We start from the raw sequence: 20,894 nt of genomic DNA, 5'->3' as shown, positions 1-20,894 counted from the left end.
ATCTCCAAAGTCTTCTAGCTTCGCCGGTCGGCGGCCTTCAGCAGCGCCTCGGCGAGGGCCTGGCCGCCCGCCGGGTCGCGGCTGATCACGAGGATGGTGTCGTCGCCCGCGACCGTGCCGAGGATGGACTCCCAGTCGGCGTGGTCGATGGCCGAGGCCAGGAACTGTGCCGCGCCCGGCGGGGTCCGCACGATGACCAGGTTGGCCGAGGCCTCCGCGCCGACGAGCAGCTCCTCCGCGATGCGGTGCAGGCGGGCGGCCGGGCTCTCACCGCTGCCCAGGCGGGCGAGCGGGATGCGGCCGCCGCCCTCGCCGGGCAGCGCGTAGACGAGGGAGCCGTCGTCGGCGCGCAGCTTGAGCGCGCCGAGCTCGTCGAGGTCACGCGAGAGCGTGGCCTGGGTGACCTCCACGCCGCTCTCGGCGAGCAGCTTGGCCAGCTCGGGCTGGGAGCGCACGGCCTTCCGCTGCAGCAGATCGGTGATCTTCGCCTGCCTGGCGGCCTTGGTCATCGGAATCGTCATGTGCGGGAGACTAGCCAGTGCAGCAGGGCCTTCTGGGCGTGCAGCCGGTTCTCCGCCTGGTCCCACACCACGCTCCGCGGCCCGTCGAGCACCGCGGGGGTGATCTCGTAGTCGCGGTAGGCGGGCAGGCAGTGCAGCACGATGGCGTCGGGCGCGGCGTGCTCGATCAGCCCGGAGTTCACCTGGTACGGCATGAGGGCGGCCACCCGTTCCTCCTTGCCGTCCTGGCCCATCGAAACCCACGTGTCGGTGGCGATCACGTGCGCCCCCTGCGCGGCGGCCACCGGGTCGGACAGCGCCACCACCGAGCCGCCGGTCCTGGCGGCGATGGCGGCGGCCTGGTCGAGGATGACCGCGTCGGGCTGGTAGCCGGCCGGGGCGGCGACGCGCACGTGCATGCCGGCCGTGGCCCCGCCGAGCAGGTAGGAGTGGGCCATGTTGTTGGCGCCGTCGCCGACGTAGGTGAGCGTGAGCCCGGCGGTGCGGCCCAGCTTCTCCTGGACGGTCTGCAGGTCGGCCAGGATCTGGCAGGGGTGGAACTCGTCGGTGAGCGCGTTGACGACCGGCACCCGCGAGTGCGCGGCCATCTCGTCGATCAGCTCCTGGCCGGTGGTGCGCCACACGATGGCGGCCACCTGCCGGTCGAGCACGCGGGCGAGGTCGGCGGCCGGCTCGCCGCGGCCCATGAGGACCGAGACGTTGTCGACGATCAGCGGCAGGCCGCCGAGCTCGCCGATGCCGGTGTGGAAGGAGACGCGGGTCCTGGCCGACGGCTTGTCGAACAGGACGGCGACGCTCTGCGGGCCCTCGAAGGGCCGGTAGCCGAACCGGTCCTTCTTCATGGCGGCGGCGAGGTCGAGGACCTCCGCCTGCTCGGCGGGCGTCAGGTCGTCGTCCCGCAGGAAGTGCCTGGTCACTTGGCGGCCTCCGCCAGGATCGCGGGGAACGCGGAGACGAACGCGTCCACTTCGGCGGCCGTCACGATCAGCGGGGGCGCGATGCGGATGACGTCGGGCTGCAGGGCGTTGACCAGGAAGCCGGCGTTCGCGGCGGCCTGCTGGACCGCGGCCGAGCGGGGCTCGGCCAGCACGGCGCCCAGCCACAGGCCGCGCCCGCGCACGGACTTGAGCAGCGGCGCCTGGATCGCCTCCAGCCCGCCGCGCAGGCGCGCGGAGACGGTCCTGACGTGGTCGAGGTCGAGGGTGTCGAGCACGGCCAGCGCCGCGGCGCACGAGACCGGGTTGCCGCCGAACGTCGAGCCGTGGTCGCCCTTCTCGAACAGCTTGCCCACGTCGCCGAAGCCGACGCAGGCGCCGATCGGCAGCCCGCCGCCCAGGCCCTTGGCCAGGGTGAGGATGTCGGGGGTGACGCCGTCGGCCTGGTGGGCGAACCAGTGGCCGCTGCGGCCGATGGCCGACTGGATCTCGTCGGCCACCAGCAGCGCGCCGGTCGAGTCGCAGATCTCTCGGGCCGACTCGAAGTAGCCCTCGGGCGGCGGCACGACGCCGGCCTCGCCCTGGGTGGGCTCGAGGAAGACGGCGATGCAGTCGCCGGTCACGGCCTCCTTGAGCGCGTCGGCGTCGCCGTAGGGGACGAACCGGACAGGCACGGGGAACGGCCCGAACTGGTCGCGGATCGCCTTCTTGCCCGTCAGGGACAGGGCGCCGATCGTGCGGCCGTGGAAGCCGTTCTCGGCGGCCACGAAGTAGGAGCGGCCCTCGCGCCTGCCGTACTTGAGCGCGAGCTTGTAGGCGGCCTCGTTGGCCTCGGTGCCGGAGTTGGACAGGAAGACCCGGGCGGGGGCGTCGAGCAGGGCGCGCAGCCGCTCGGCCAGCAGCACCTCGGGCTCGTGCAGGAACAGGTTGCTGGTGTGGGCGATGGTGGCGACCTGCTTGGAGACGGCCTCGACCAGGGCCGGGTGGGCGTGGCCGAGCGAGCTGGTCGCGATGCCGGCGATGAAGTCGAGGTACTCCTTGCCGTCCACGTCCCACACGCGGGAGCCCTCGCCTCGCGCCAGGGCGACCGGGGGGACGCCGTAGTTGGGCATGAAGGCGCTTTCGAACCTTTCGAACAGGCTCATGAGGGCATCACCATCGTTCCGATTCCTTCATTGGTGAAGATCTCCAGCAGCAGGGAGTGCGGCACCCGGCCGTCGAGGACGTGGGCCTGCGGCACCCCGCCCTGCACGGCCGTCAGGCACGCCTCCATCTTCGGCACCATGCCGCTGGACAGTGTGGGCATCATTGCTTCGAGCTCGTCGGCGGTGAGCAGGTCGATGACGTCGGTGTCGTCGGGCCAGTTGGCGTACAGGCCCTCGACGTCGGTCAGCACGATCAGCTTATGGGCCTGGAGCGCCACGGCCAGCGCAGCGGCGGCGGTGTCGGCGTTGACGTTGTAGATCTCTCCGTCGTCGCCCCTGGCGACGCTGGAGATGACCGGGATGCGGCCGTTGTCGAGCAGGGCGTTCACGGCGCCGGCGTCGACCTTGATGATCTCGCCGACCTGGCCGATGTCGACCGGCTGCCCGTCCACGACGGCGTGCTTGCGCACGGCCGTGAACAGGTGGGCGTCCTCGCCGGACATGCCGACCGCGAACGGGCCGTGCCGGTTGACCAGGCCCACGATGTCGCGGTTGACCTGGCCGGTGAGCACCATCCTGACGACCTGCATGGCCTCGGGCGTGGTGACCCGGAGGCCGGCGGTGAACGTGGACGCGATGCCCGCCTTGTCCAGCGCTTCGCTGATCTGCGGGCCGCCGCCGTGCACGACGACGGGGCGCAGGCCGGCCTGGTGCAGGAAGACGACGTCCTCGGCGAAGCCCTCCTTGAGGGCCTCCTCGGTCATGGCGTTGCCGCCGTACTTGATGACGACGGTCGCGCCGTGGAAGCGGGTCAGCCAGGGCAGCGCCTCGATCAGCGCCTCGGCCTTGGTCTGCGCGGTGGTCAGCCTCATGAGGAGTAGGCCGAGTTCTCGTGGACGTAGTCGGCCGTCAGGTCGGTGGTGTGCACGGTCGCGGTGTGCGGGCCGGCCGACAGGTCGATGGTGATCGTCACGTCGCGGGGGCGCATGTCCACCTTGGAGCGGTCGTCGCCGACCGCGCCGCCGCGGCAGATCCAGATGCCGTTGATGGCCACGTTGAGGCGGTCGGGCTCGAACACCGCGTCGGTGGTGCCGACGGCGGCCAGGACGCGCCCCCAGTTGGGGTCCTCGCCGTGGATGGCGCACTTGAGCAGGTTGGAGCGGGCCACGGAGCGGCCGACCTTGACCGCGTCGTCCTCGGACGCGGCGCCGACCACCTCGATGGCGATGGCCTTGGAGGCGCCCTCGGCGTCCACCAGGAGCTGCCTGGCCAGGTCGGCGCAGACCTCGATGACGCGCTGCTCGAACTCGGCCAGGTCGGGCTTGACCCCGGCGGCGCCGCTGGCCAGCAGCAGCACGGTGTCGTTGGTGGACATGCAGCCGTCGGTGTCGAGCCGGTCGAACGTCACCGACGTGGCCCTGCGCAGCGCCGCGTCGAGCTCCTCGCTGGTCAGGTCGGCGTCGGTGGTGATCACGCAGAGCATGGTGGCCAGGGCCGGGGCGAGCATGCCGGCGCCCTTGGCCATGCCGCCGACCATGTAGCCGGTGCCGCGCTTGAAGGAGATCTTGGAGACGGTGTCGGTGGTGCGGATGGCGTCGGCGGCGGCCAGGCCGCCGTCGCGGGAGAGCTGGCCCGCGGCGGTCCCGACGCCGGACAGCAGCTCGTCCATCGGCAGCCGCTCGCCGATCAGGCCGGTGGAGCAGACCGCGATCTCGCCCGCGGAGTCCTCAAGGGCCGCGGCGACCTTCTCGGCGGTGGCGTGGGTGTCCTGGAAGCCCTCAGGCCCGGTGCAGGCGTTGGCTCCGCCGGAGTTGAGCACCACCGCTCGCAGTCGCCCGCCCGCGAGGACCTGCTGCGACCACAACACGGGCGCGGCCTTCACGCGGTTGGCGGTGAAGACGCCCGCGGCGGCGCGGCTGGGCCCGTCGTTGACGACGAGGGCCAGGTCGCGGGCGCCGCCGGACTTGATTCCGGCGGCGACACCCGCGGCCCTGAACCCCAGGGGGGCGGTAACACTCATGGAGCAACTCCTGTCGTGGGGAGGCCGAGCTCTTCCGGCAGGCCGAGGGCGAGGTTCACGCTCTGCAGGGCGCCCCCGGCGGTGCCCTTGGTGAGGTTGTCGATGGCGATGACGGCGACCACGCGGTTCGCGCGCGGGTCGAGCGTCACCTGCAGCGCCGCGGTGTTGGCGCCGTACGTCATGGCGGTGGCGGGCCACACGCCCTCGGGCAGGAGCCGGACGAACGGCTCGCCCTTCAGCGCGCTCTCGTACGCCGCCCGCAGCGACTCACCGGTGAGGCCGGGCGCGGCGGGGGCGGAGCAGGTGGCCAGGATGCCGCGGCTCATGGGGGCCAGCGTCGGGGTGAACGACACCCGTACGGGCGTTCCCGCGACGGCCGACAGGCCCTGCTCCATCTCGGGGGTGTGCCGGTGCACTCCGCCCACGCCGTACGCGCTGACCGAGCCCATGACCTCGCTGCCGAGCAGGCTCGGCTTGAGCGACTTGCCGGCGCCGCTGGTGCCGCTGGCGGCCACCACGACCACGTCGGGCCCGGCCAGGCCGGCGGCGAACGCGGGCGCCAGGGCGAGCAGCACGGAGGTCGGGTAGCAGCCGGGCACGGCGATGCGCCTGGCGCCCTTGAGGAGCTCGCGCTGGCCGGGCAGCTCGGGCAGGCCGTAGGGCCAGGTGCCGGCGTGCTCGCCACCGTAGAACTCCTGCCAGGCGGCGGGGTCGGTGAGCCGGTGGTCGGCCCCGCAGTCGACGACGACCGTGTCCTGGCCGAGCTGCGCGGCGACGGCGGCCGAGTGGCCGTGCGGCAGCGCCAGGAAGACCACGTCGTGGCCGGCGAGCGCGCCGGGCGTGGTGTCCTCGATGACCCGGTCGGCGAGCTGCGGCAGGTGGGGCTGGTGGACGCCGAGGCGGCTGCCGGCGCTGGAGGCGGCGGTGAGCGCGCCGATCTCGAACTCGGGATGGCCGAGCAGGAGGCGGAGCAGCTCCCCTCCCGCGTAGCCGCTGGCTCCCGCGACCGCTGCTCTCATTCCACCCCTCCTGAATGCATGTTTATGCATCATAGCTCATGACCTTGCTTGTGAAGATAATGCACTCTAGAGGATGGACATGCAAGCCAGAGCGGCCTCGCCGCCCGCATCGTGAGACTTGTCACCTGCAGGTGAGCTCCAAGACGGGGGCGTCAGGATGGAGGCCATGACCGAGTTCTTGTCCGAATTACCGTCCGGTACACGTGGCGGAGGTCCCGGGCCTGTGGGTCGCTGCATTCTCGTGCTGCTGTGGCTGGGGGTCTGCCTGCTGCCGATGGTGCTCGCCGCCGGGGAGCTGGAGCTGGCCACGGGGCGGGCGGGCACGCCGGGAACGCTGCGCGTCGTCTCGTGCGAGGACCTGGGCGAGGGCCGTTACGACTGCCGGGGGCAGTTCACGCCCGACAACGGGGACGCGGTCGTGGAGGTGGCCGCCTCCCCCGACTCCGAGGCGGGCGACCTGCTGCGGGCCCAGCTCACGCCGGAGGGCGACCGGGCCGTGCCGGCGGGCACGAAGGGCGTGCTGGCGGCGCTGGCGCTGCCGGGAGTGGGGCTGGGCGGGCTGGGGTTCCTGCCGTACGTGGTCATGTACTGGCTGGGGGCGCGCAGGGGGCGCCGGGCCGCCGTGACCGGAGGGGTCCTGGTCACGGCGGCCGGGATGGTGCTGATGGTCACCGGTCTGGTGGCCGCCTACTCCTGACGAGGGAAGGCTCCTACCGCAGGAAGGCGGCCGCCACGCCGGCGTCCACCGGGACGTGCAGGCCGGTGGTGTGGCTCAGGTCGCTGGCGGTGAGCGCGAAGACCGCGTTGGCCACGTGCTCGGGCAGGACCTCGCGCTTGAGCAGGGTGCGCTGGGCGTAGAACTCGCCGAGCCGCTCCTCCTCGACGCCGTACACGGCCGCGCGGTTGGCGCCCCACCCGGAGGCGAAGATGCCGGAGCCGCGCACGACGCCGTCGGGGTTGACGCCGTTCACGCGGATGCCGTGGGCGCCGAGCTCGGCCGCCAGCAGGCGCACCTGGTGGGCCTGGTCGGCCTTGGCGGCGCCGTAGGCGACGTTGTTCGGGCCGGCGAAGACGGAGTTCTTGGAGGAGATGTAGACGATGTCGCCGCCCATGGCCTGGTCGATCATGACCTTGGCCGTCTCGCGGGAGACCAGGAACGAGCCGCGCGCCATCACGTCGTGCTGCAGGTCCCAGTCGGCCAGCGTGGTCTCCAGGAGCGCGCGCGACAGCGACAGGCCGGCGTTGTTGACGACCAGGTCCACGCCGCCGAACGCGAGCACGCCCGCGCGCACCGCGGCGGCGATCTGCTCCTCCGAGGTGACGTCCACCCCGACCGCCACGGCGACGTCCGAGACGCGGTACGCGCTCGCGCCGAGCTCGGCGGCCACCTTCTCCGCCGCGCCCAGGTCGCGGTCGGCCACGATCACGCACGCGCCCTCGGCGGCCAGCCGGCGGGCGGTGGCCGCGCCGATGCCCGAGCCGCCGCCGGTCACCAGCGCGATCCGGGTGGCCAGGGGCTTGGGCCTGGGCATGCGGCGGAGCTTGGCCTCCTCCAGCTCCCAGTACTCGATGCGGAACTTCTCCGACTCGGGGATGGGGGCGTAGGCGGAGACGGACTCGGCGCCGCGCATGACGTTGATGGCGTTGACGTAGAACTCACCGGCCACGCGGGCGGTCTGCTTGTCCTTGCCGAAGGAGAACATGCCGACGCCCGGCACCAGCACGATCGCCGGGTCCGCGCCCCGGATGGCCGGGGACTCGGGGGTGGCGTGCCGGTTGTAGTAGGCGGTGTACTCCTCGCGGTAGGCCGCGTGCAGCTCGCGCAGCCGCTCGGCGACCTGCTCCAGCGGCGCGTCCGGCGGCAGGTCCAGCACCAGCGGCGCGACCTTGGTGCGCAGGAAGTGGTCGGGGCAGGACGTGCCCAGGGCCGCCAGCCTCGGGTGCTCGGCGCGGGAGACGAAGTCGAGCACCTCGGGGGTGTCGGTGTAGTGGCCCACCACGCGGATGTCGGTCGAGGCCAGGCCCCGGACCAGCGGGAACAGCGCCGCGGCCCGCTCGTGCCGCTCGGCCTCGGGCAGCGTGTCGTGGATCACCGGGCCGAACGGGTCGGGGCGGCCGTGCTCGGCCAGGTACGCCTCGGCCGTGCGGATGATCTCCAGCGAGCGCGCCTCGCACTCCTCGGACGTCGAGCCCCACGCGGTGATGCCGTGGCCGCCCAGGACGCAGCCGATGGCCTGCGGGTTCGCCTCCTTGATGGCGGCGATGTCCAGGCCGAGCTGGAAGCCGGGCCGCCGCCACGGCACCCACACGACCTTGCCGCCGAAGACGCGCCTGGTCAGCTCCTCTCCGTCGGCGGCCGTGGCCAGCGCGATGCCGGCGTCGGGGTGCAGGTGGTCGACGTGCGCGGCCTCGACCAGGCCGTGCATGGCGGTGTCGATCGACGGCGCGGCGCCGCCCTTGCCGTGCAGGCAGTAGTCGAAGGCGGCGACCATCTCGTCCTCACGCTCGACGCCCGGGTAGACGCCCTTGAGCGCGCGCAGCCGGTCCAGGCGGAGCACGGCCAGGCCGGCCTCCTTCAGCGTGCCGAGGTCGCCGCCGGAGCCCTTGACCCAGAGCAGCTCGACCTCCTCGCCGGTGACGGGGTCGGGCGCTGCGGCCTTGGCCGAGGTGTTGCCGCCCGCGAAGTTCGTGTTGCGCGGGTCGGCGCCCAGGCGGTGGGAGCGGTCGAGGAGTTCGTTGATGACGTTGGACATGATGCTTCAGGCCCCCCAGCCGGCCTGCCGGCCGCCGACGCGCTCGGCGGCGATCTTCTCGAAGTATCCGGACTTGGCGTAGGCGGCCATCGGGTCGGGCGCGAGGCCCTGCTCCTCGCGCAGCTCGGCGAGCAGCGGCCGCACGTCGGTGTTGTAGGCGTCCATGAGGACGGCGTTGGCGCCCAGCACGTCGCCCTCGTTCTGCGCCGCGCTCAGCGCGTCGCGGTCCACGAGCAGCGCCTTGGCGGTGGCCTCCTGAACGTTCATGACCGAGCGGATCTGGCCCGGGATCTTGGGCTCGATGTTGTGGCACTGGTCGAGCATGAACGCGACCTCGTCGGTGAAGCCGCCGCCCCTGATGACCTCGTACATGATGCGGAAGAGCTGGAACGGGTCGGCGGCGCCCACCATGAGGTCGTCGTCGGCGTAGAAGCGGGAGTTGAAGTCGAAGCCGCCGAGCTTGCCGTCGCGCAGGAGGAAGGCCACGATGAACTCGATGTTGGTGCCCGGGGCGTGGTGGCCGGTGTCCACGACGACCTGCGCCTTGGGGCCGAGCCTGACGCAGTGCGCGTAGGCGGTGCCCCAGTCGGGCACGTCGGTGGCGTAGAAGGCGGGCTCGAACAGCTTGTACTCCAGCAGGAAGCGCTGGCCCTCGCCGAGCCGGTCGTAGACCTCGGCGAGCGAGTCGGCCAGGCGGTCCTGTCGGGACCTGATGTCGTCCTGGCCCGGGTAGTTGATGCCGTCGGAGAACCACAGCTTCAGCGTGTCGCTGCCGGTCGCGTCCATGATGTCCACGCACTCGAGCAGGTGGTCGGTGGCCTTGCGGCGCACCCGCGCGTCGGGGTGGGTGACGCTGCCCAGCTTGTAGTCGTCGTCCTGGAAGACGTTGGAGTTGATCGCGCCGATCCGCACGCCCAGCTCGCCGGCGTGGCGGGCCAGGTCGGCGTAGTCGTCCACCTTGTCCCACGGGATGTGCAGGGCGACGGTGGGAGCAATTCCGGTGTAGGCGTGCACCTGGGCGGCGTCGGCCAGCTTCTCGTACGGGTCGCGGGGCACGCCCTGCTGGGCGAACACCTTGAACCGCGTGCCGCTGTTTCCGTAGGCCCAGGACGGCGTCTCGATGCGCTGCGACCGCAGCGCGGCCTTGATGTCAGTCATTACTCCCCGATCAATCCAGGTGGAACACTTCGGTCAGCGGGACCATGCCCTCGTCGGGGCGGCCGTCGAGGCCCTCGAAGAACGGCGCCATCTCCGCCTGCCAGCGGGCGTTGACCTCGGTTTCCGCCATCGCCTTCTGTGCGGCCTCGAAGTCCTCGGTCTCCAGGTATCCCACCAGGAGGCCGTCGTCCCTGAGGAAGAGCGAGTAGTTGTGCCAGCCGGTGCGCGACAGCGCCTCTCGCATCTCCGGCCAGACGTCGCGGTGGCGCTCGCGGTACTCCGCCAGCCGCTCTGGGCGGACTTTCAGCAGGAAGCAGACGCGTTGCACTGACACTCCCTTCAAAACGTTTTAATCCTTCGTGCAGGAAACTATGATTCCTGGTGCTCGCTGTCAATGGAGCGGCGGCCCCCGATGCGGGGGCCGAACCGGATCAGGGGCATGACACGTTTTAACCGGTCAGCCGGGGATCACCACGGCGTCGCCGGCCGCGACGGTGACGGTCTCGCCTTCCGCTGTCGTGACGGTGGCGTCCTCGCCGGTGTGGTTGACGGCGAACAGGAAGGAGCGCCCGTCCGGGTGCGAGCGCCGCACGACCTCGACCCCCGGCACGCTCACGGCCTCCGGCGACACCCCCGCCTCACGGCAGGCCGTGGCGAGGACCTCGGCGAGCGCGGCGTCGTCGAGCAGGGTGGTCAGGTAGTGCGCCACGCCGTCGCCGAACTCGTTGCGGGTCCAGGCGGGCTCCCCGCTCGCGTACGTGTCGAGCACCTTGGCGGTGGTCACCCGAGCCGCCTCGCTCCACACGCCGCCGCTCGCGCCCGAGGCCAGCCTGATCGGCGCGTCGAGGGGGAGGAACTCCTCGACGCTCACCCCGAGCAGGTCCCGCCAGGCGCCCGGGTAGCCGCCCAGCCTGACCCGGTCGTGCTCGTCCACGATCCCGCTGTACGGGCCCACGACCACGACCCCGCCCCGCCGGGCGAACTCCTCCAGGCCGGCCGCCCCCTCGTCGCTCACCAGGTAGAGCTGGGGCACCACGACCAGGCGGTAACCGCTCAGGTCGCCCTCGGGGCGGGCCACGTCGCAGGTGACGCCCGCCCGCCACAGGGCGGCGTGCCAGCGCTTGGCCTCCTCCACCGGGTCCAGCTCCGAGGTGGGCTGGGCGGGGTGGTCCTGCGCCCAGACGCTGGAGTGGTCCAGGAGCAGGGCGACGTCGGCCTTGACCGTGCTGCCGGTCACGCCGGACAGCCCGGCCAGCTCGGCTCCGAGTGCCACCACCTCGCGCCAGATCCTGGTGTCGGTGCCGGCGTGCGGCAGCATCGCCGAGTGCCACTTCTCGGCGCCCGCCCTGGACTGGCGCCACTGGAAGAACATGATCCCGTCCGCACCCCTGGCCAGGTGCTGGAGGGAGTTGCGGCGCAGCTCGCCGGGGGTCTTGGCGAGGTTGCGCGGCTGCCAGTTGACCGCGCTGGTGGAGTGCTCCATGAGCAGCCATGGCCGCCCGCCGCCCAGCGAGCGGGCGTAGTCGGCGGCGAAGGCCAGGTCGATGTGGCGCTCGCGGCGGGCGCCGATCAGGTAGTGGTCGGTGGAGACCACGTCCAGCTCGGCGGCGAAGGCCCAGCAGTCCATGTCCCAGTGCGCCCCGGCCATCAGGTTGGTGGTGGCGGGCACGTCCGGGGTGAGCCGCTTGAGCAGGTCGCGTTCGGCGACGTACAGCTCGACCAGCGCGTCGGAGCTGAACCTGCGGAAGTCGAGCTGCTGGCCCGGGTTGGGGAAGCTGGGGGTGGCGCGCGGCGGCAGGATCTGCGACCAGTCGCTGTAGCGCTGGGACCAGAACGCGGTGCCCCACGCCTCGTTGAGCGCGTCGAGCGAGGAGTAGCGCGTGCGCAGCCAGGCGCGGAAGGCGGCGGCCGAGGTGTCGCAGTAGCAGCGGGCGTTGTGGCAGCCGTACTCGTTGTGCACGTGCCACAGGGCCAGCGCCGGGTGGTCCCGGTAGCGCAGCGCCACCTGCTCGGCGATGCGCAGGGCCTTCTCGCGGTAGAGGGGCGAGCTGGGACAGAAGCCCTGCCTGCTGCCGTGATGAAGGCGCCGGCCGTCTGCGTCCACGGGCAGCGCCTGCGGGTAGGCCTCCGAGAACCACGGCGGCGGGGAGGCGGTGGGGGTGGCGAGGTTGGCGCCGATCCCGTTCTCGGCCAGCAGGTCCATCACCCGGTCGAACCAGCCGAAGTCGAACACGCCCTCGACGGGCTCCAGCGACGACCAGGAGAAGATCCCGACGCTGACCCGGTTGACGCCGGCCTCGCGCATCAGCGCGACGTCCTGCTCCCACGTCTCCTCGGGCCACTGCTCGGGATTCCAGTCCCCGCCGTACGCGATGCCATCCGGCATGAATGTCTGCCTTTCGAGATAACCGTTAGCGCTCACAGTCCGTTACGCCTGTGTTTACGGGGGATTAAAACGTTCCGGCCGTACGCGCACAAGACCTGAGCTGCCTGGACCTGACGTTCCCGCAGGTCGGCAGGGGTACATCGGTGAGAGCCGGAAGACCCGTGCGGCTCACGCGATCCCGGCGGTGAAGAACGTTTCAATGCCACCGTCCAGCCGGTCGTAGAAGGGGCTGTCCGCGGTGAGCTCCTCGCGCAGCACCGGGCGGCCGGTGAAGGCGGAGGCGTACAGGCCGGTGACGAACTCCATGGCCCGCCTGGCGTCCGCGCCGGAGGCAGGCGGGCGCTCGCCGCGCTCGTAGGCGTCGAGCAGCAGGCCGAGCTGGGTGGCGTGGCTGCTCGGGACGTCCTCGGGCGGGCTCCACAGCGGGGAGGTGGAGGTCCAGGCCGCGTTGCCGTAGCCGTACAGGTGGCGCAACTCCACCGTGGCGTCGGCGAAGTCGAAGCGCAGGTAGCTCTCCTCGCGCGGTGACAGCACGCTGGTCACGACCGAGCCCATGGCGCCGTTCTCGAAGCGCACCATGGCCAGCGACACGTCCTCGGTCTCGATCGGCCGGTCCAGCCGCCCGGCCATGGCCCTGATCTCCGCCCAGTCTCCGAACACCGACAACATCAGGTCCATCTGGTGCACGCCGTGCAGCACCGTCGTGCCGCCGCCCTCGGTGGCCCACCTGCCGCGATACGGCGTCGCGTAGTACTCCTCGCCCCGGTGCCAGGTCGTCTGACACAGCGCCAGCATCGGGCGGCCCAGCGCCCCGCCCAGCGCGCGCAGGTGCTCGGCCCCCGAGCCGAAGCGCTGCTGGTAGACGACCGACAGGTACGGCCCGCCCGGCCCCTCGGCCGCCGCCATCCGGTCGAGTTCGGCCAGCGAGAGCGCGGCCGGCTTCTCGCACCACACCCACGCCCCCGCCGACAGGGCCGCCACGGCCTGGCCGGCGTGCAGGTACGGCGGCGTGCAGACGATCACCAGGTCGGGATGCTCGGCGTCGAGCAGCTTCCCCAGATCGGTGTAGACGGCCGCGCCGGGAACCAGCGACCCGGCCCTGGTCTCGTCCACGTCCGCCACGGCCACCACCTCGACCCGGTCGCCGTGGGCCCGCAGGGCGGGCACGTGGCTGTGCGCGGCGATGGCGCCGGCCCCTACGATGGCAGCGCGGATCACGAGCGCCCCCTCCGATAGAAACGTTTTACTTCCGGCGCGCGACGTTAGGCGTCGGCTCCCGACGATGTCAACGCGGATTTGCCGTCCCACCGGTGCCGCGACTGGCGCACTCTCCGTTAGTACGTTTTAATTTAGCTTCATGGCCATGGTCAGCATCAAGGACGTCGCCGCGCACGCCGGCGTCTCCCCGGGCACGGTCTCCAACGTACTGAACCGGCCCGGCAAAGTCGCCCCCGCGACGCGCGAGCGGGTGGAGGCGGCCATCAACGAGCTGGGGTTCGTCCGTCACGGCTCCGCCTCGACGCTGCGCGCGGGGCACAGCAGGACGATCGGCCTGAGCGTGATCGACATAGGCAACCCGTTCTTCACCGAGGTCGCCGCCGGGGTCGAGGACGTCGTCAGCGAGCTGGGGTACGCCGTGATCCTCGGCAACTCCGCCGGCTCTCAGGACAAGGAGGACCGCAACCTGCGGGTGCTGGCCGAGCACCGGGTGCGCGGCGTGCTGATCACCCCGTCGGGCGAGGACCCCGCCAGGCTCGACCGGCTGCGCGAGCACGGCATCAGCGTGGTGCTGGTCGACCATCCGGCGCACCGGCCCGACCAGTGCGCGGTGGCCGTGGACGACGTCGCCGGCGGCCGGGCCGCCGTGGCGCATCTGCTGTCCAAGGGCGCTCGCACGATCGCGTACGTGACGGGCCCGCTGACCATCCGCCAGTGCGTGGAGCGGCGTGAGGGCGCCAAGGCCGCGATGCGCGCGGCCGGGCTGGACCCCGACGACCTGCGGGTGAGCGAGGCCGCGACGATGACGGCCCGCGCGGGCGAGAAGGCCGCCGCCGACCTGATCGCCGGCGGCCTGCCCGAGGCCGTCTTCTGCGCCAACGACCTGCTCGCCCTCGGCGTGCTGCGCGCGCTGCTGCGCTCGGGGGTGCGGGTGCCCGAGGACGTGGCGCTGATGGGGTACGACGACATCGACTTCGCCGCCGCCTCCACCGTGTCGCTCAGCTCGATGCGGCAGCCCACGTACCAGCTCGGCCGCATCGCCACCGAGTTGCTGCTGGACGAGTGCGACAACCCCGACACGCACGCGCACCAGCACATCATGTTCCAGCCGGAGCTCGTCGCCAGGGAGTCCACCCAATGAGCCGCCGTTTCGCCGCCGTCGACCTCGGCGCCTCCAGCGGCCGGGTGATGCTGGCCGACCTGTCCGACGGGCTGAGCCTGACCGAGGCGCACCGCTTCCCGAACGGCCCGGTACGCCTGGCCGGCCACCTCTACTGGGACATTCTCGGCCTCTACCGCGAGATCCTCGCCGGGTTGCGCGCGGCGGGCCCGGTCTCCTCCATCGGCGTGGACTCGTGGGCGGTGGACTACGCGCTGCTCGACGAGTCGGGCGCCATGCTGGGCAACCCCGTCCACTACCGCGACGACCGCACGGCCGGCGTGGCCGAGCGGGTGGCCGCCTCGGTCGGGGCGGAGACCCTGTACGACGTGTCGGGGCTGCAGGTCCTGCCGTTCAACACCCTCTACCAGCTCCTGGCGGAGCGGCGGCTCGGCGAGGCGGCCACGATGCTGCTGATCCCCGACCTGATCGGCTACTGGCTGACCGGCGAGGCGGGCGCCGAGGTGACCAACGCCTCCACCACGGGCCTGCTCGACGTGCGCACGCGCGAGTGGTCGTTACCGCTGATCAAGCAGCTCGGCCTGCCGGCGGGCCTCTTCCCGCCGCTGCGTCAGCCCGGCGAGGCGGTCGGCGGCCTGCGCAGGGACGTGGCCGGGGAGATCGGCTGGTCGGCGCCCGTGCGCGCGGTCGGCTCGCACGACACCGCCTCGGCGGTGGCCGCGGTGCCCGCCACCGGCTCCGCGTTCGCCTACGTCTCGTGCGGCACCTGGTCGCTGGCCGGCGTGGAGCTGCCCGGCCCGGTGCTGACCCCCGAGAGCCGCGCCGCGAACTTCACCAACGAGGCCGGCATCGACGGCACCGTCCGCTACCTGCGCAACGTCATGGGCCTGTGGCTGCTGCAGGAGTGCCTGCGCGCCTGGCCGGGCGCCGACCTGGGCGGGCTGCTGAAGGCCGCGGCGGCCGAGCGGCCGTTCGCCGCCGTGGTGAACCCGGACGAGCCCGCGTTCCTGCCGCCGGGCGACATGCCGGCCAGGATCGCCGCCGAGTGCCGCCGCACCGGCCAGCGCCCGCCGGCCTCCCCCGCCGCGTACGTGCGGTGCGTGCTGGAGAGCCTGGCGCTCGGGCACCGGCTGGCCGTGCGGCAGGCGATGGAGCTGTCGGGCCGCGACGTCGAGGTCGTCCACCTGGTGGGCGGCGGGTCGCGCAACGAGCTGCTGTGCCAGTTCACCGCCGACGCGTGCGGGCTGCCCGTGGTGGCCGGTCCCGGGGAGGCCACCACGTTCGGCAACGTGCTGGTGCAGGCGCGGGCGGCCGGGCTGGTGTCGGATCTCGGGGAGATGCGCGCGCTGGTCGCCTCCTCGCAGCCGCTGCGCCGCTACGAGCCGTCCGGCGACCGCACCGCCTGGGACGAGGCGGCCTCCAGGGTGTTCTGACCTGCCGGTTTTCCCCCGGCCTGTCCAGGGCAGGACTCGGGCCGGGGGCATCGGGGGGTGTCATGGAGTTCGGGTGGCCGCTGCTGCGGCAGCTCACGGGGGCGGACCGGACGGCGCGGGGCTCGGCGGCGCGATCGGCGACGACGGCGAAGCTGCGGGCGCGTACGGCCACGGCCGACCGGGTGGTGAAGTCGGTGTGCCCGTACTGCGCGGTGGGCTGCGCCCAGAACGTGTTCGTGCGGGACGAGAAGGTCGTCCAGATCGAGGGCGACCCCGACTCCCCCATCAGCCGCGGCCGGCTGTGCCCCAAGGGCGCGGCCAGCCTCCAGCTCACCACCGACTCCCGCCGCCAGTACCAGGTGCTCTACCGCCCGCCCGGCGCGGCCGACTGGCAGGAGCTCGACCTGGCCACGGCGATGGACATGATCGCCGATCGGATCCTGGCGACCCGGCGCGAGACGTGGGAGCAGGAGCGCGACGGCCTGCGCACCGCCAGGACCATGGGCATCGCCAGCCTGGGCGGCGCCACGCTGGACAACGAGGAGAACTACCTCATCAAGAAGCTGCTGACGGCGCTCGGCGTGGTGCAGATCGAGAACCAGGCCCGCGTCTGCCACAGCTCGACCGTGGTGGGGCTCGGCACGTCGTTCGGGCGGGGCGGCGCGACCACGTTCATGCAGGACCTGCAGCACTCCGACTGCGTGATCATCGAGGGCTCCAACTTCGCCGAGGCTCATCCCGTGGGCTTCCAGTGGGTGATGGAGGCCAAGGCGCGCGGCGCGGTGATCATCCACGTGGACCCGCGCTTCACCCGCACCAGCGCGCTGGCCGACCTGCACGTGCCCATCCGGGCCGGCTCCGACGTGGCCTTCCTCGGCGCGATCATCAACCACGTGCTGGAGAACGAGCTGTACTTCCACGAGTACGTGGTCAACTACACCAACGCGGCGACGATCCTGCGCGAGGACTACCGCGACGCCGAGGACCTGGACGGTCTCTTCTCCGGCTTCGACGCCGAGGGCCGCTCGTACGACGTGGACTCCTGGCAGTACGAGGGCATGACGACGGTCGCCGCCTCGGGCGACCGGGACCAGGAGTACCAGGAGCGGAAGGGCGGTTCCCCGCCCGGCCGCTCGGAGGTGCAGGGCGGCACCGGGGCGCCGCTGGACGGCCACGCGCAGCGGGACGAGACGCTGCGCCATCCGCGCTGCGTGCTGCAGGTGCTGCGGCGCCACTACGCCCGCTACACGCCGGAGATGGTCGAGCGGGTGTGCGGCGTGCCGCGGCACCTGTTCGAGGAGGTGTGCCGGCACCTGACGGAGAACTCGGGGCCGGACAAGACGGCCGAGTTCGTGTACGCGGTCGGCTGGACCCAGCACAGCGACGGCTCCCAGTTCATCCGGGCGGCCTGCATCCTGCAGCTCCTGCTGGGCAACATCGGCCGTCCCGGCGGTGGCATCCAGGCGCTGCGCGGCCACGCCAGCATCCAGGGCTCCAGCGACATCCCGACGCTGTTCAACCTGCTGCCCGGCTACATCCCGATGCCGCACGCGCACGAGAACGAGCGGCTGCGCGACTTCCTCCAGGGCGACGCGCCGCGCCAGGGCTTCTGGGCCAACATGCCCGCCTACCTGATCAGCCTGCTCAAGGCGTGGTGGGGCGAGTCCGCGCAGCCCGACAACGACTACCGGTTCAGCTGGCTGCCGCGCCTGACGGGCTCGCACAGCACCTACGACACGGTGCTGGCGCAGCTCGACGGCATCTGCAAGGGGTACCTGCTGCTCGGCGAGAACCCCGCGGTCGGCTCGGCCAACGCGCGGATGCAACGCCTGGGCATGGCCAACCTCGACTGGCTGGTCGTGCGCGACCTCAACCTGATCGAGAGCGCGACCTGGTGGAAGGACGGCCCGGAGATCGAGACGGGCGAGCTGAAGACCGCCGACATCCGTACCGAGGTGTTCTTCCTGCCCGCCGCCTGCCACACCGAGAAGGACGGCAGCTTCACCAACACCAACCGGCTGCTGCAGTGGCACCACCAGGCCGTCGAGCCGCGGGGCGACGCCCGCAGCGACCTGTGGTTCATGTACCACCTGGGCCGCATCGTCCGCGAGAAGCTGGCCGGCTCGCAGGACCCGGCCGACGCGCCCGTGCTCGACCTGACGTGGGACTACCCGGTGAGCGGCGAGACGGCCGAGCCGTCGGCGGAGGCGGTGCTGGCCGAGATCAACGGCTGGGACGCCCAGGGCCGGCCCCTGTCCGGCTACGCGGAGCTGAAGGACGACGGCTCCACGGCCTGCGGCTGCTGGATCTACTGCGGTGTCCGCCAGGACGGCGTCAACCAGGCCGCCCGCCGCAAGCCCGCCGCCGAGCAGGACTGGATAGCCGCCGAGTGGGCGTGGGCGTGGCCGGCGAACCGGCGCATCCTCTACAACCGCGCCTCGGCCAGGCCCGACGGCAGCCCGTGGAGCGAGCGCAAGCGGCTGGTCTGGTGGGACGCCGAGGCGGGCGCGTGGACGGGGCACGACGTGCCCGACTTCGAGGCGGGCAAGAGCCCCGGTTACCGGCCGCCTCCCGACGCCACGGGGGTGGCGGCGCTGTCGGGGATCGACCCGTTCATCATGCAGGCCGACGGCAAGGGCTGGCTGTTCGCGCCCGCCGGGGTCGTGGACGGGCCGCTGCCCACGCACTACGAGCCGCAGGACTCGCCGGTGGCCAACCCGCTGTACGGCCGGCAGCGCAACCCGGTGCGCAAGCTCTACCCGCACGAGCACAACCGGTACCAGCCGAGCGGGGACGAGCCGGGGGCGTCGGTCTACCCGTACGTGGTGACGACGTACCGGCTGACCGAGCACTTCACGGCGGGCGGCATGAGCCGGTTCACGCCGTACCTGGCGGAGCTGCAGCCGGAGATGTTCTGCGAGGTCTCGCCCGCGCTGGCCGCCGAGCGGGGGCTGGTGCACGGCGACTGGGCGACGATCGTCACCGCGCGCAACGCCATCGAGGCCAGGGTGATGGTCACCGACCGCATCCCGTCGCTGCACCTCGACGGGCGGACGCTGCACCAGATCGGGCTGCCGTTCCACTTCGGCCCGAACGGGCTGGCCAGGGGCGACGCGGCCAACGAGCTGTCGTCGATCTCGCTGGACCCGAACTCGCACATCCAGGAGGTCAAGGCCCTGTCGGCGGACATCCGCCCGGGCCGGCGGCCGCGCGGCCCGGCACTGCCGGAGCTGGTGCGGTCCTACCAGCGGCGCGCCGGTGTGGGCGCCGACACCGGAATGGAGTCCTGATGGCCTTCGACCTGGAGGAGCGGCTCGGCGACAGCCGGGTGGGGTTCTTCACCGACACCAGCATCTGCATCGGCTGCAAGGCGTGCGAGGTGGCGTGCAAGGAGTGGAACCACGTCCCGGACGACGGCCTGAACTTCACCGGCTGGTCCTACGACAACACGATGAAGCTGAGCGCCGACACCTGGCGGCACGTGGCGTTCGTCGAGCAGCGGCGGCCTCTCGGGCACCAGGAGCCCGGGGTCGGCGAGATGGACTTCCGCTGGCTGATGGCCTCCGACGTGTGCAAGCACTGCACGCACGCGGCCTGCCTGGACGTCTGCCCGACGGGGTCGCTGTTCCGCACCGAGTACGGCACGGTCGTGGTGCAGGAGGACGTCTGCAACGGCTGCGGCTACTGCGTCCCGGCGTGCCCGTTCGGGGTGATCGGCAAGCGGGAGACCAGCGGCACGGCGGCCAAGTGCACGATGTGCTACGACCGGCTGGGCGCCGGGGAGGAGCCGGCCTGCGCCAAGACGTGCCCGACCGACTCCATCCAGTTCGGCGACCTGGAGGAGCTGCGCGAGAGGGCCGAGCGGCGGCTGGAGCAGGTGCGCGCGGCCGGGGTGGGCTCCGCCCGCCTGTACGGGCACGACCCGGACGACGGCGTGGGCGGCACGGGCGCGTTCTTCCTGCTCTTGGACGAGCCCGAGGTGTACGGCCTGCCGCCGGACCCGGTGGTGACGACCAGGGACCTGCCGTCGATGTGGCGGCACGTGGGGGTGGCGGCGGTGGCGCTGCTGGCCGGGGTGGCGGCGACGGCGTGGAGGCGGCACCGATGAGTCAGACCGATGTGCGGTTGGACGGCTCGCCGCGGCTGCGTGGCGAGCGTGAGGCCACGCCGGGCTCGGCGGGCCGCAGGCGCGAGCGGCTCATGGTGCCCAAGGCCACCTTCGACTCCTACTACGGGCGGCCGGTGCTGAACGAGCCGACCTGGAAGGCGCCCGACATCGCCGGTTACCTGTTCCTGGGCGGCCTGGCGGGCGCGTCGTCCACGCTGGCCGCCGCCGCGGAGCTGACCGGCCGGCCGCGCCTGGCCAGGGTGGCCAAGGTGGGGGCGCTGGGCGCGCTGGGCGGCTCGCTCTACGCGCTGATCCACGACCTGGGCCGCCCCGAGCGCTTCGTGAACATGTTGCGGGTGTTCAAGGTGACCTCGCCGATGAGCGTCGGCACGTGGATCCTCAGCGTGTACGGCCCGCACGCCGGCGCCGCCGCGGCCACCGACGTCACGGGGCTGTTCCCCGGCCTGGGCCGCGCCGCCACGGTGGGGGCCGGGATCGCGGGCACCGCGGTGGCCACGTACACGGCGGCGCTGATCTGCGACACCGCGGTGCCGGTCTGGCACGAGGCGTACCGGGAGATGCCGTTCCTGTTCGCGGGGTCGGCGGCGGCGTCGGCGGGCGGGCTCGGCATGCTGGCCGCGCCGCTGTCGGAGGCGGCCCCGGCGCGGCGGGCGGCGTTGCTGGGCGCGGCGGTGGAGGTGACGGCGGCGGCCCGGATGGAGCGGCGGCTGGGGCCGCTGGCCGAGCCGCTCAAGCGCAGCCGGCTGCTGCGGCTCGGCGAGGCGTTGTCGCTGGCCGGCGCGCTGGCCGGGGCGACCGTGGGCCGGCGCAGCAGGGTCGCGGCCGTCGCGGCGGGCGCCGCCCTGCTGGCCGGGTCGGCCTGCACCAGGTTCGGCATCTTCCAGGCCGGCATGGAGTCGGCCAACGACCCCAAGCACACCGTCCAGCCGCAGCGCAGGCGGCTGGCACAGGCGAGAGCGGAGCGTGACCTGACATGAAGCGCAAGATCGCGGAGTATCTGCCGTTCGTCGGCATCGTGCTGTTCATCTGCACGGCGTCCTGGGTGGCCGGGCGCACG

General features: G+C 72.4%; 17 protein-coding genes. 6 read left to right on the top strand and 11 right to left on the bottom strand.

The genetic code is table 11. The features are described from left to right. Nucleotides 1-14: 14 nt before the first annotated feature. Genes HD597_RS10695 through argC form a run of 6 tightly spaced genes read right to left on the bottom strand, consistent with a single transcriptional unit; the run spans nt 15 to nt 5,640 of the window. On the bottom strand, nt 15-521 hold the full coding sequence (locus HD597_RS10695) for an arginine repressor (RefSeq protein WP_253741853.1): 507 nt from the start codon (nt 519-521) through the stop codon (nt 15-17). After that, nucleotides 518-1,438: an ornithine carbamoyltransferase gene (argF, locus tag HD597_RS10690; RefSeq protein ID WP_253741852.1), complete on the bottom strand. Its 921-nt coding sequence runs from the start codon at nt 1,436-1,438 to the stop codon at nt 518-520. The genes HD597_RS10695 and argF overlap by 4 nt, the downstream gene beginning before the upstream one ends. Continuing rightward, nucleotides 1,435-2,601 (bottom strand): acetylornithine transaminase, encoded by a 1,167-nt coding sequence (locus HD597_RS10685; protein WP_253741851.1) that lies wholly within the window; start codon nt 2,599-2,601, stop codon nt 1,435-1,437. The genes argF and HD597_RS10685 overlap by 4 nt, the downstream gene beginning before the upstream one ends. Next, nucleotides 2,598-3,473 carry an acetylglutamate kinase gene (gene argB / locus HD597_RS10680; protein ID WP_253741850.1) on the bottom strand — a complete coding sequence of 292 codons (876 nt, stop codon included), beginning with the start codon at nt 3,471-3,473 and terminating at the stop codon, nt 2,598-2,600. Before argB ends, HD597_RS10685 begins: the two co-directional genes overlap by 4 nt. Further along, the gene (argJ, locus tag HD597_RS10675; protein ID WP_253741849.1) at nt 3,470-4,621 is read right to left on the bottom strand and encodes a bifunctional glutamate N-acetyltransferase/amino-acid acetyltransferase ArgJ; all 1,152 of its coding nucleotides are present in this window, start codon (nt 4,619-4,621) and stop codon (nt 3,470-3,472) included. Before argJ ends, argB begins: the two co-directional genes overlap by 4 nt. Next, a complete protein-coding gene (gene argC, locus HD597_RS10670) occupies nt 4,618-5,640 on the bottom strand; it encodes an N-acetyl-gamma-glutamyl-phosphate reductase (RefSeq protein WP_253741848.1) in 1,023 nt (340 codons plus the stop codon). Before argC ends, argJ begins: the two co-directional genes overlap by 4 nt. A gap of 223 nt (nt 5,641-5,863) precedes the next feature. On the opposite strand from argC, the gene HD597_RS64365 reads away from it, so the two are divergent. Continuing rightward, the gene (locus HD597_RS64365) at nt 5,864-6,337 is read left to right on the top strand and encodes a hypothetical protein (protein WP_308210587.1); all 474 of its coding nucleotides are present in this window, start codon (nt 5,864-5,866) and stop codon (nt 6,335-6,337) included. Between the two features lie 13 nt (nt 6,338-6,350). On the opposite strand, the gene HD597_RS10660 is transcribed toward HD597_RS64365, so the two are convergent. The 5 genes from HD597_RS10660 to HD597_RS10640 form a co-directional block, all read right to left on the bottom strand. Then, a complete protein-coding gene (locus HD597_RS10660) occupies nt 6,351-8,393 on the bottom strand; it encodes a bifunctional aldolase/short-chain dehydrogenase (RefSeq protein ID WP_253741847.1) in 2,043 nt (680 codons plus the stop codon). A gap of 6 nt (nt 8,394-8,399) precedes the next feature. Continuing rightward, nucleotides 8,400-9,551, bottom strand: a complete 1,152-nt coding sequence (gene rhaI / locus HD597_RS10655; RefSeq protein WP_253741846.1) for an L-rhamnose isomerase — start codon at nt 9,549-9,551, stop codon at nt 8,400-8,402. A gap of 10 nt (nt 9,552-9,561) precedes the next feature. Continuing rightward, the gene (locus HD597_RS10650) at nt 9,562-9,879 is read right to left on the bottom strand and encodes an L-rhamnose mutarotase (RefSeq protein ID WP_080037025.1); all 318 of its coding nucleotides are present in this window, start codon (nt 9,877-9,879) and stop codon (nt 9,562-9,564) included. A gap of 129 nt (nt 9,880-10,008) precedes the next feature. Further along, complete coding sequence (locus HD597_RS10645; RefSeq protein WP_253741845.1) at nt 10,009-11,937, bottom strand: beta-galactosidase; 1,929 nt, start codon at nt 11,935-11,937, stop codon at nt 10,009-10,011. Between the two features lie 168 nt (nt 11,938-12,105). Continuing rightward, a complete protein-coding gene (locus tag HD597_RS10640) occupies nt 12,106-13,155 on the bottom strand; it encodes a Gfo/Idh/MocA family protein (RefSeq protein ID WP_253741844.1) in 1,050 nt (349 codons plus the stop codon). 139 nt (nt 13,156-13,294) lie between these two features. Between HD597_RS10640 and HD597_RS10635 the strand changes: the two genes are divergently transcribed. From HD597_RS10635 to nrfD, 5 genes are all read left to right on the top strand, one after another. Beyond that, nucleotides 13,295-14,296 (top strand): LacI family DNA-binding transcriptional regulator, encoded by a 1,002-nt coding sequence (locus tag HD597_RS10635; protein WP_253741843.1) that lies wholly within the window; start codon nt 13,295-13,297, stop codon nt 14,294-14,296. Then, nucleotides 14,293-15,708, top strand: a complete 1,416-nt coding sequence (locus tag HD597_RS10630; RefSeq protein ID WP_253741842.1) for a rhamnulokinase — start codon at nt 14,293-14,295, stop codon at nt 15,706-15,708. Before HD597_RS10635 ends, HD597_RS10630 begins: the two co-directional genes overlap by 4 nt. 62 nt (nt 15,709-15,770) lie before the next feature. Continuing rightward, nucleotides 15,771-18,998 carry a formate dehydrogenase gene (gene fdh / locus HD597_RS10625; protein WP_253741841.1) on the top strand — a complete coding sequence of 1,076 codons (3,228 nt, stop codon included), beginning with the start codon at nt 15,771-15,773 and terminating at the stop codon, nt 18,996-18,998. Then, nucleotides 18,998-19,816 carry a 4Fe-4S dicluster domain-containing protein gene (locus HD597_RS10620; protein ID WP_253741840.1) on the top strand — a complete coding sequence of 273 codons (819 nt, stop codon included), beginning with the start codon at nt 18,998-19,000 and terminating at the stop codon, nt 19,814-19,816. The genes fdh and HD597_RS10620 overlap by 1 nt, the downstream gene beginning before the upstream one ends. Then, the gene (nrfD, locus tag HD597_RS10615) at nt 19,813-20,814 is read left to right on the top strand and encodes an NrfD/PsrC family molybdoenzyme membrane anchor subunit (RefSeq protein ID WP_253741839.1); all 1,002 of its coding nucleotides are present in this window, start codon (nt 19,813-19,815) and stop codon (nt 20,812-20,814) included. The genes HD597_RS10620 and nrfD overlap by 4 nt, the downstream gene beginning before the upstream one ends. Nucleotides 20,815-20,894 lie beyond the last annotated feature (80 nt).

Source organism: Nonomuraea thailandensis, assembly GCF_024172165.1.
GTDB classification, from domain to species: Bacteria; Actinomycetota; Actinomycetes; order Streptosporangiales; family Streptosporangiaceae; genus Nonomuraea; species Nonomuraea thailandensis.
Note: the sequence above shows the minus strand (reverse complement) of the source record. Positions and strands in the feature narration are given on the sequence as shown.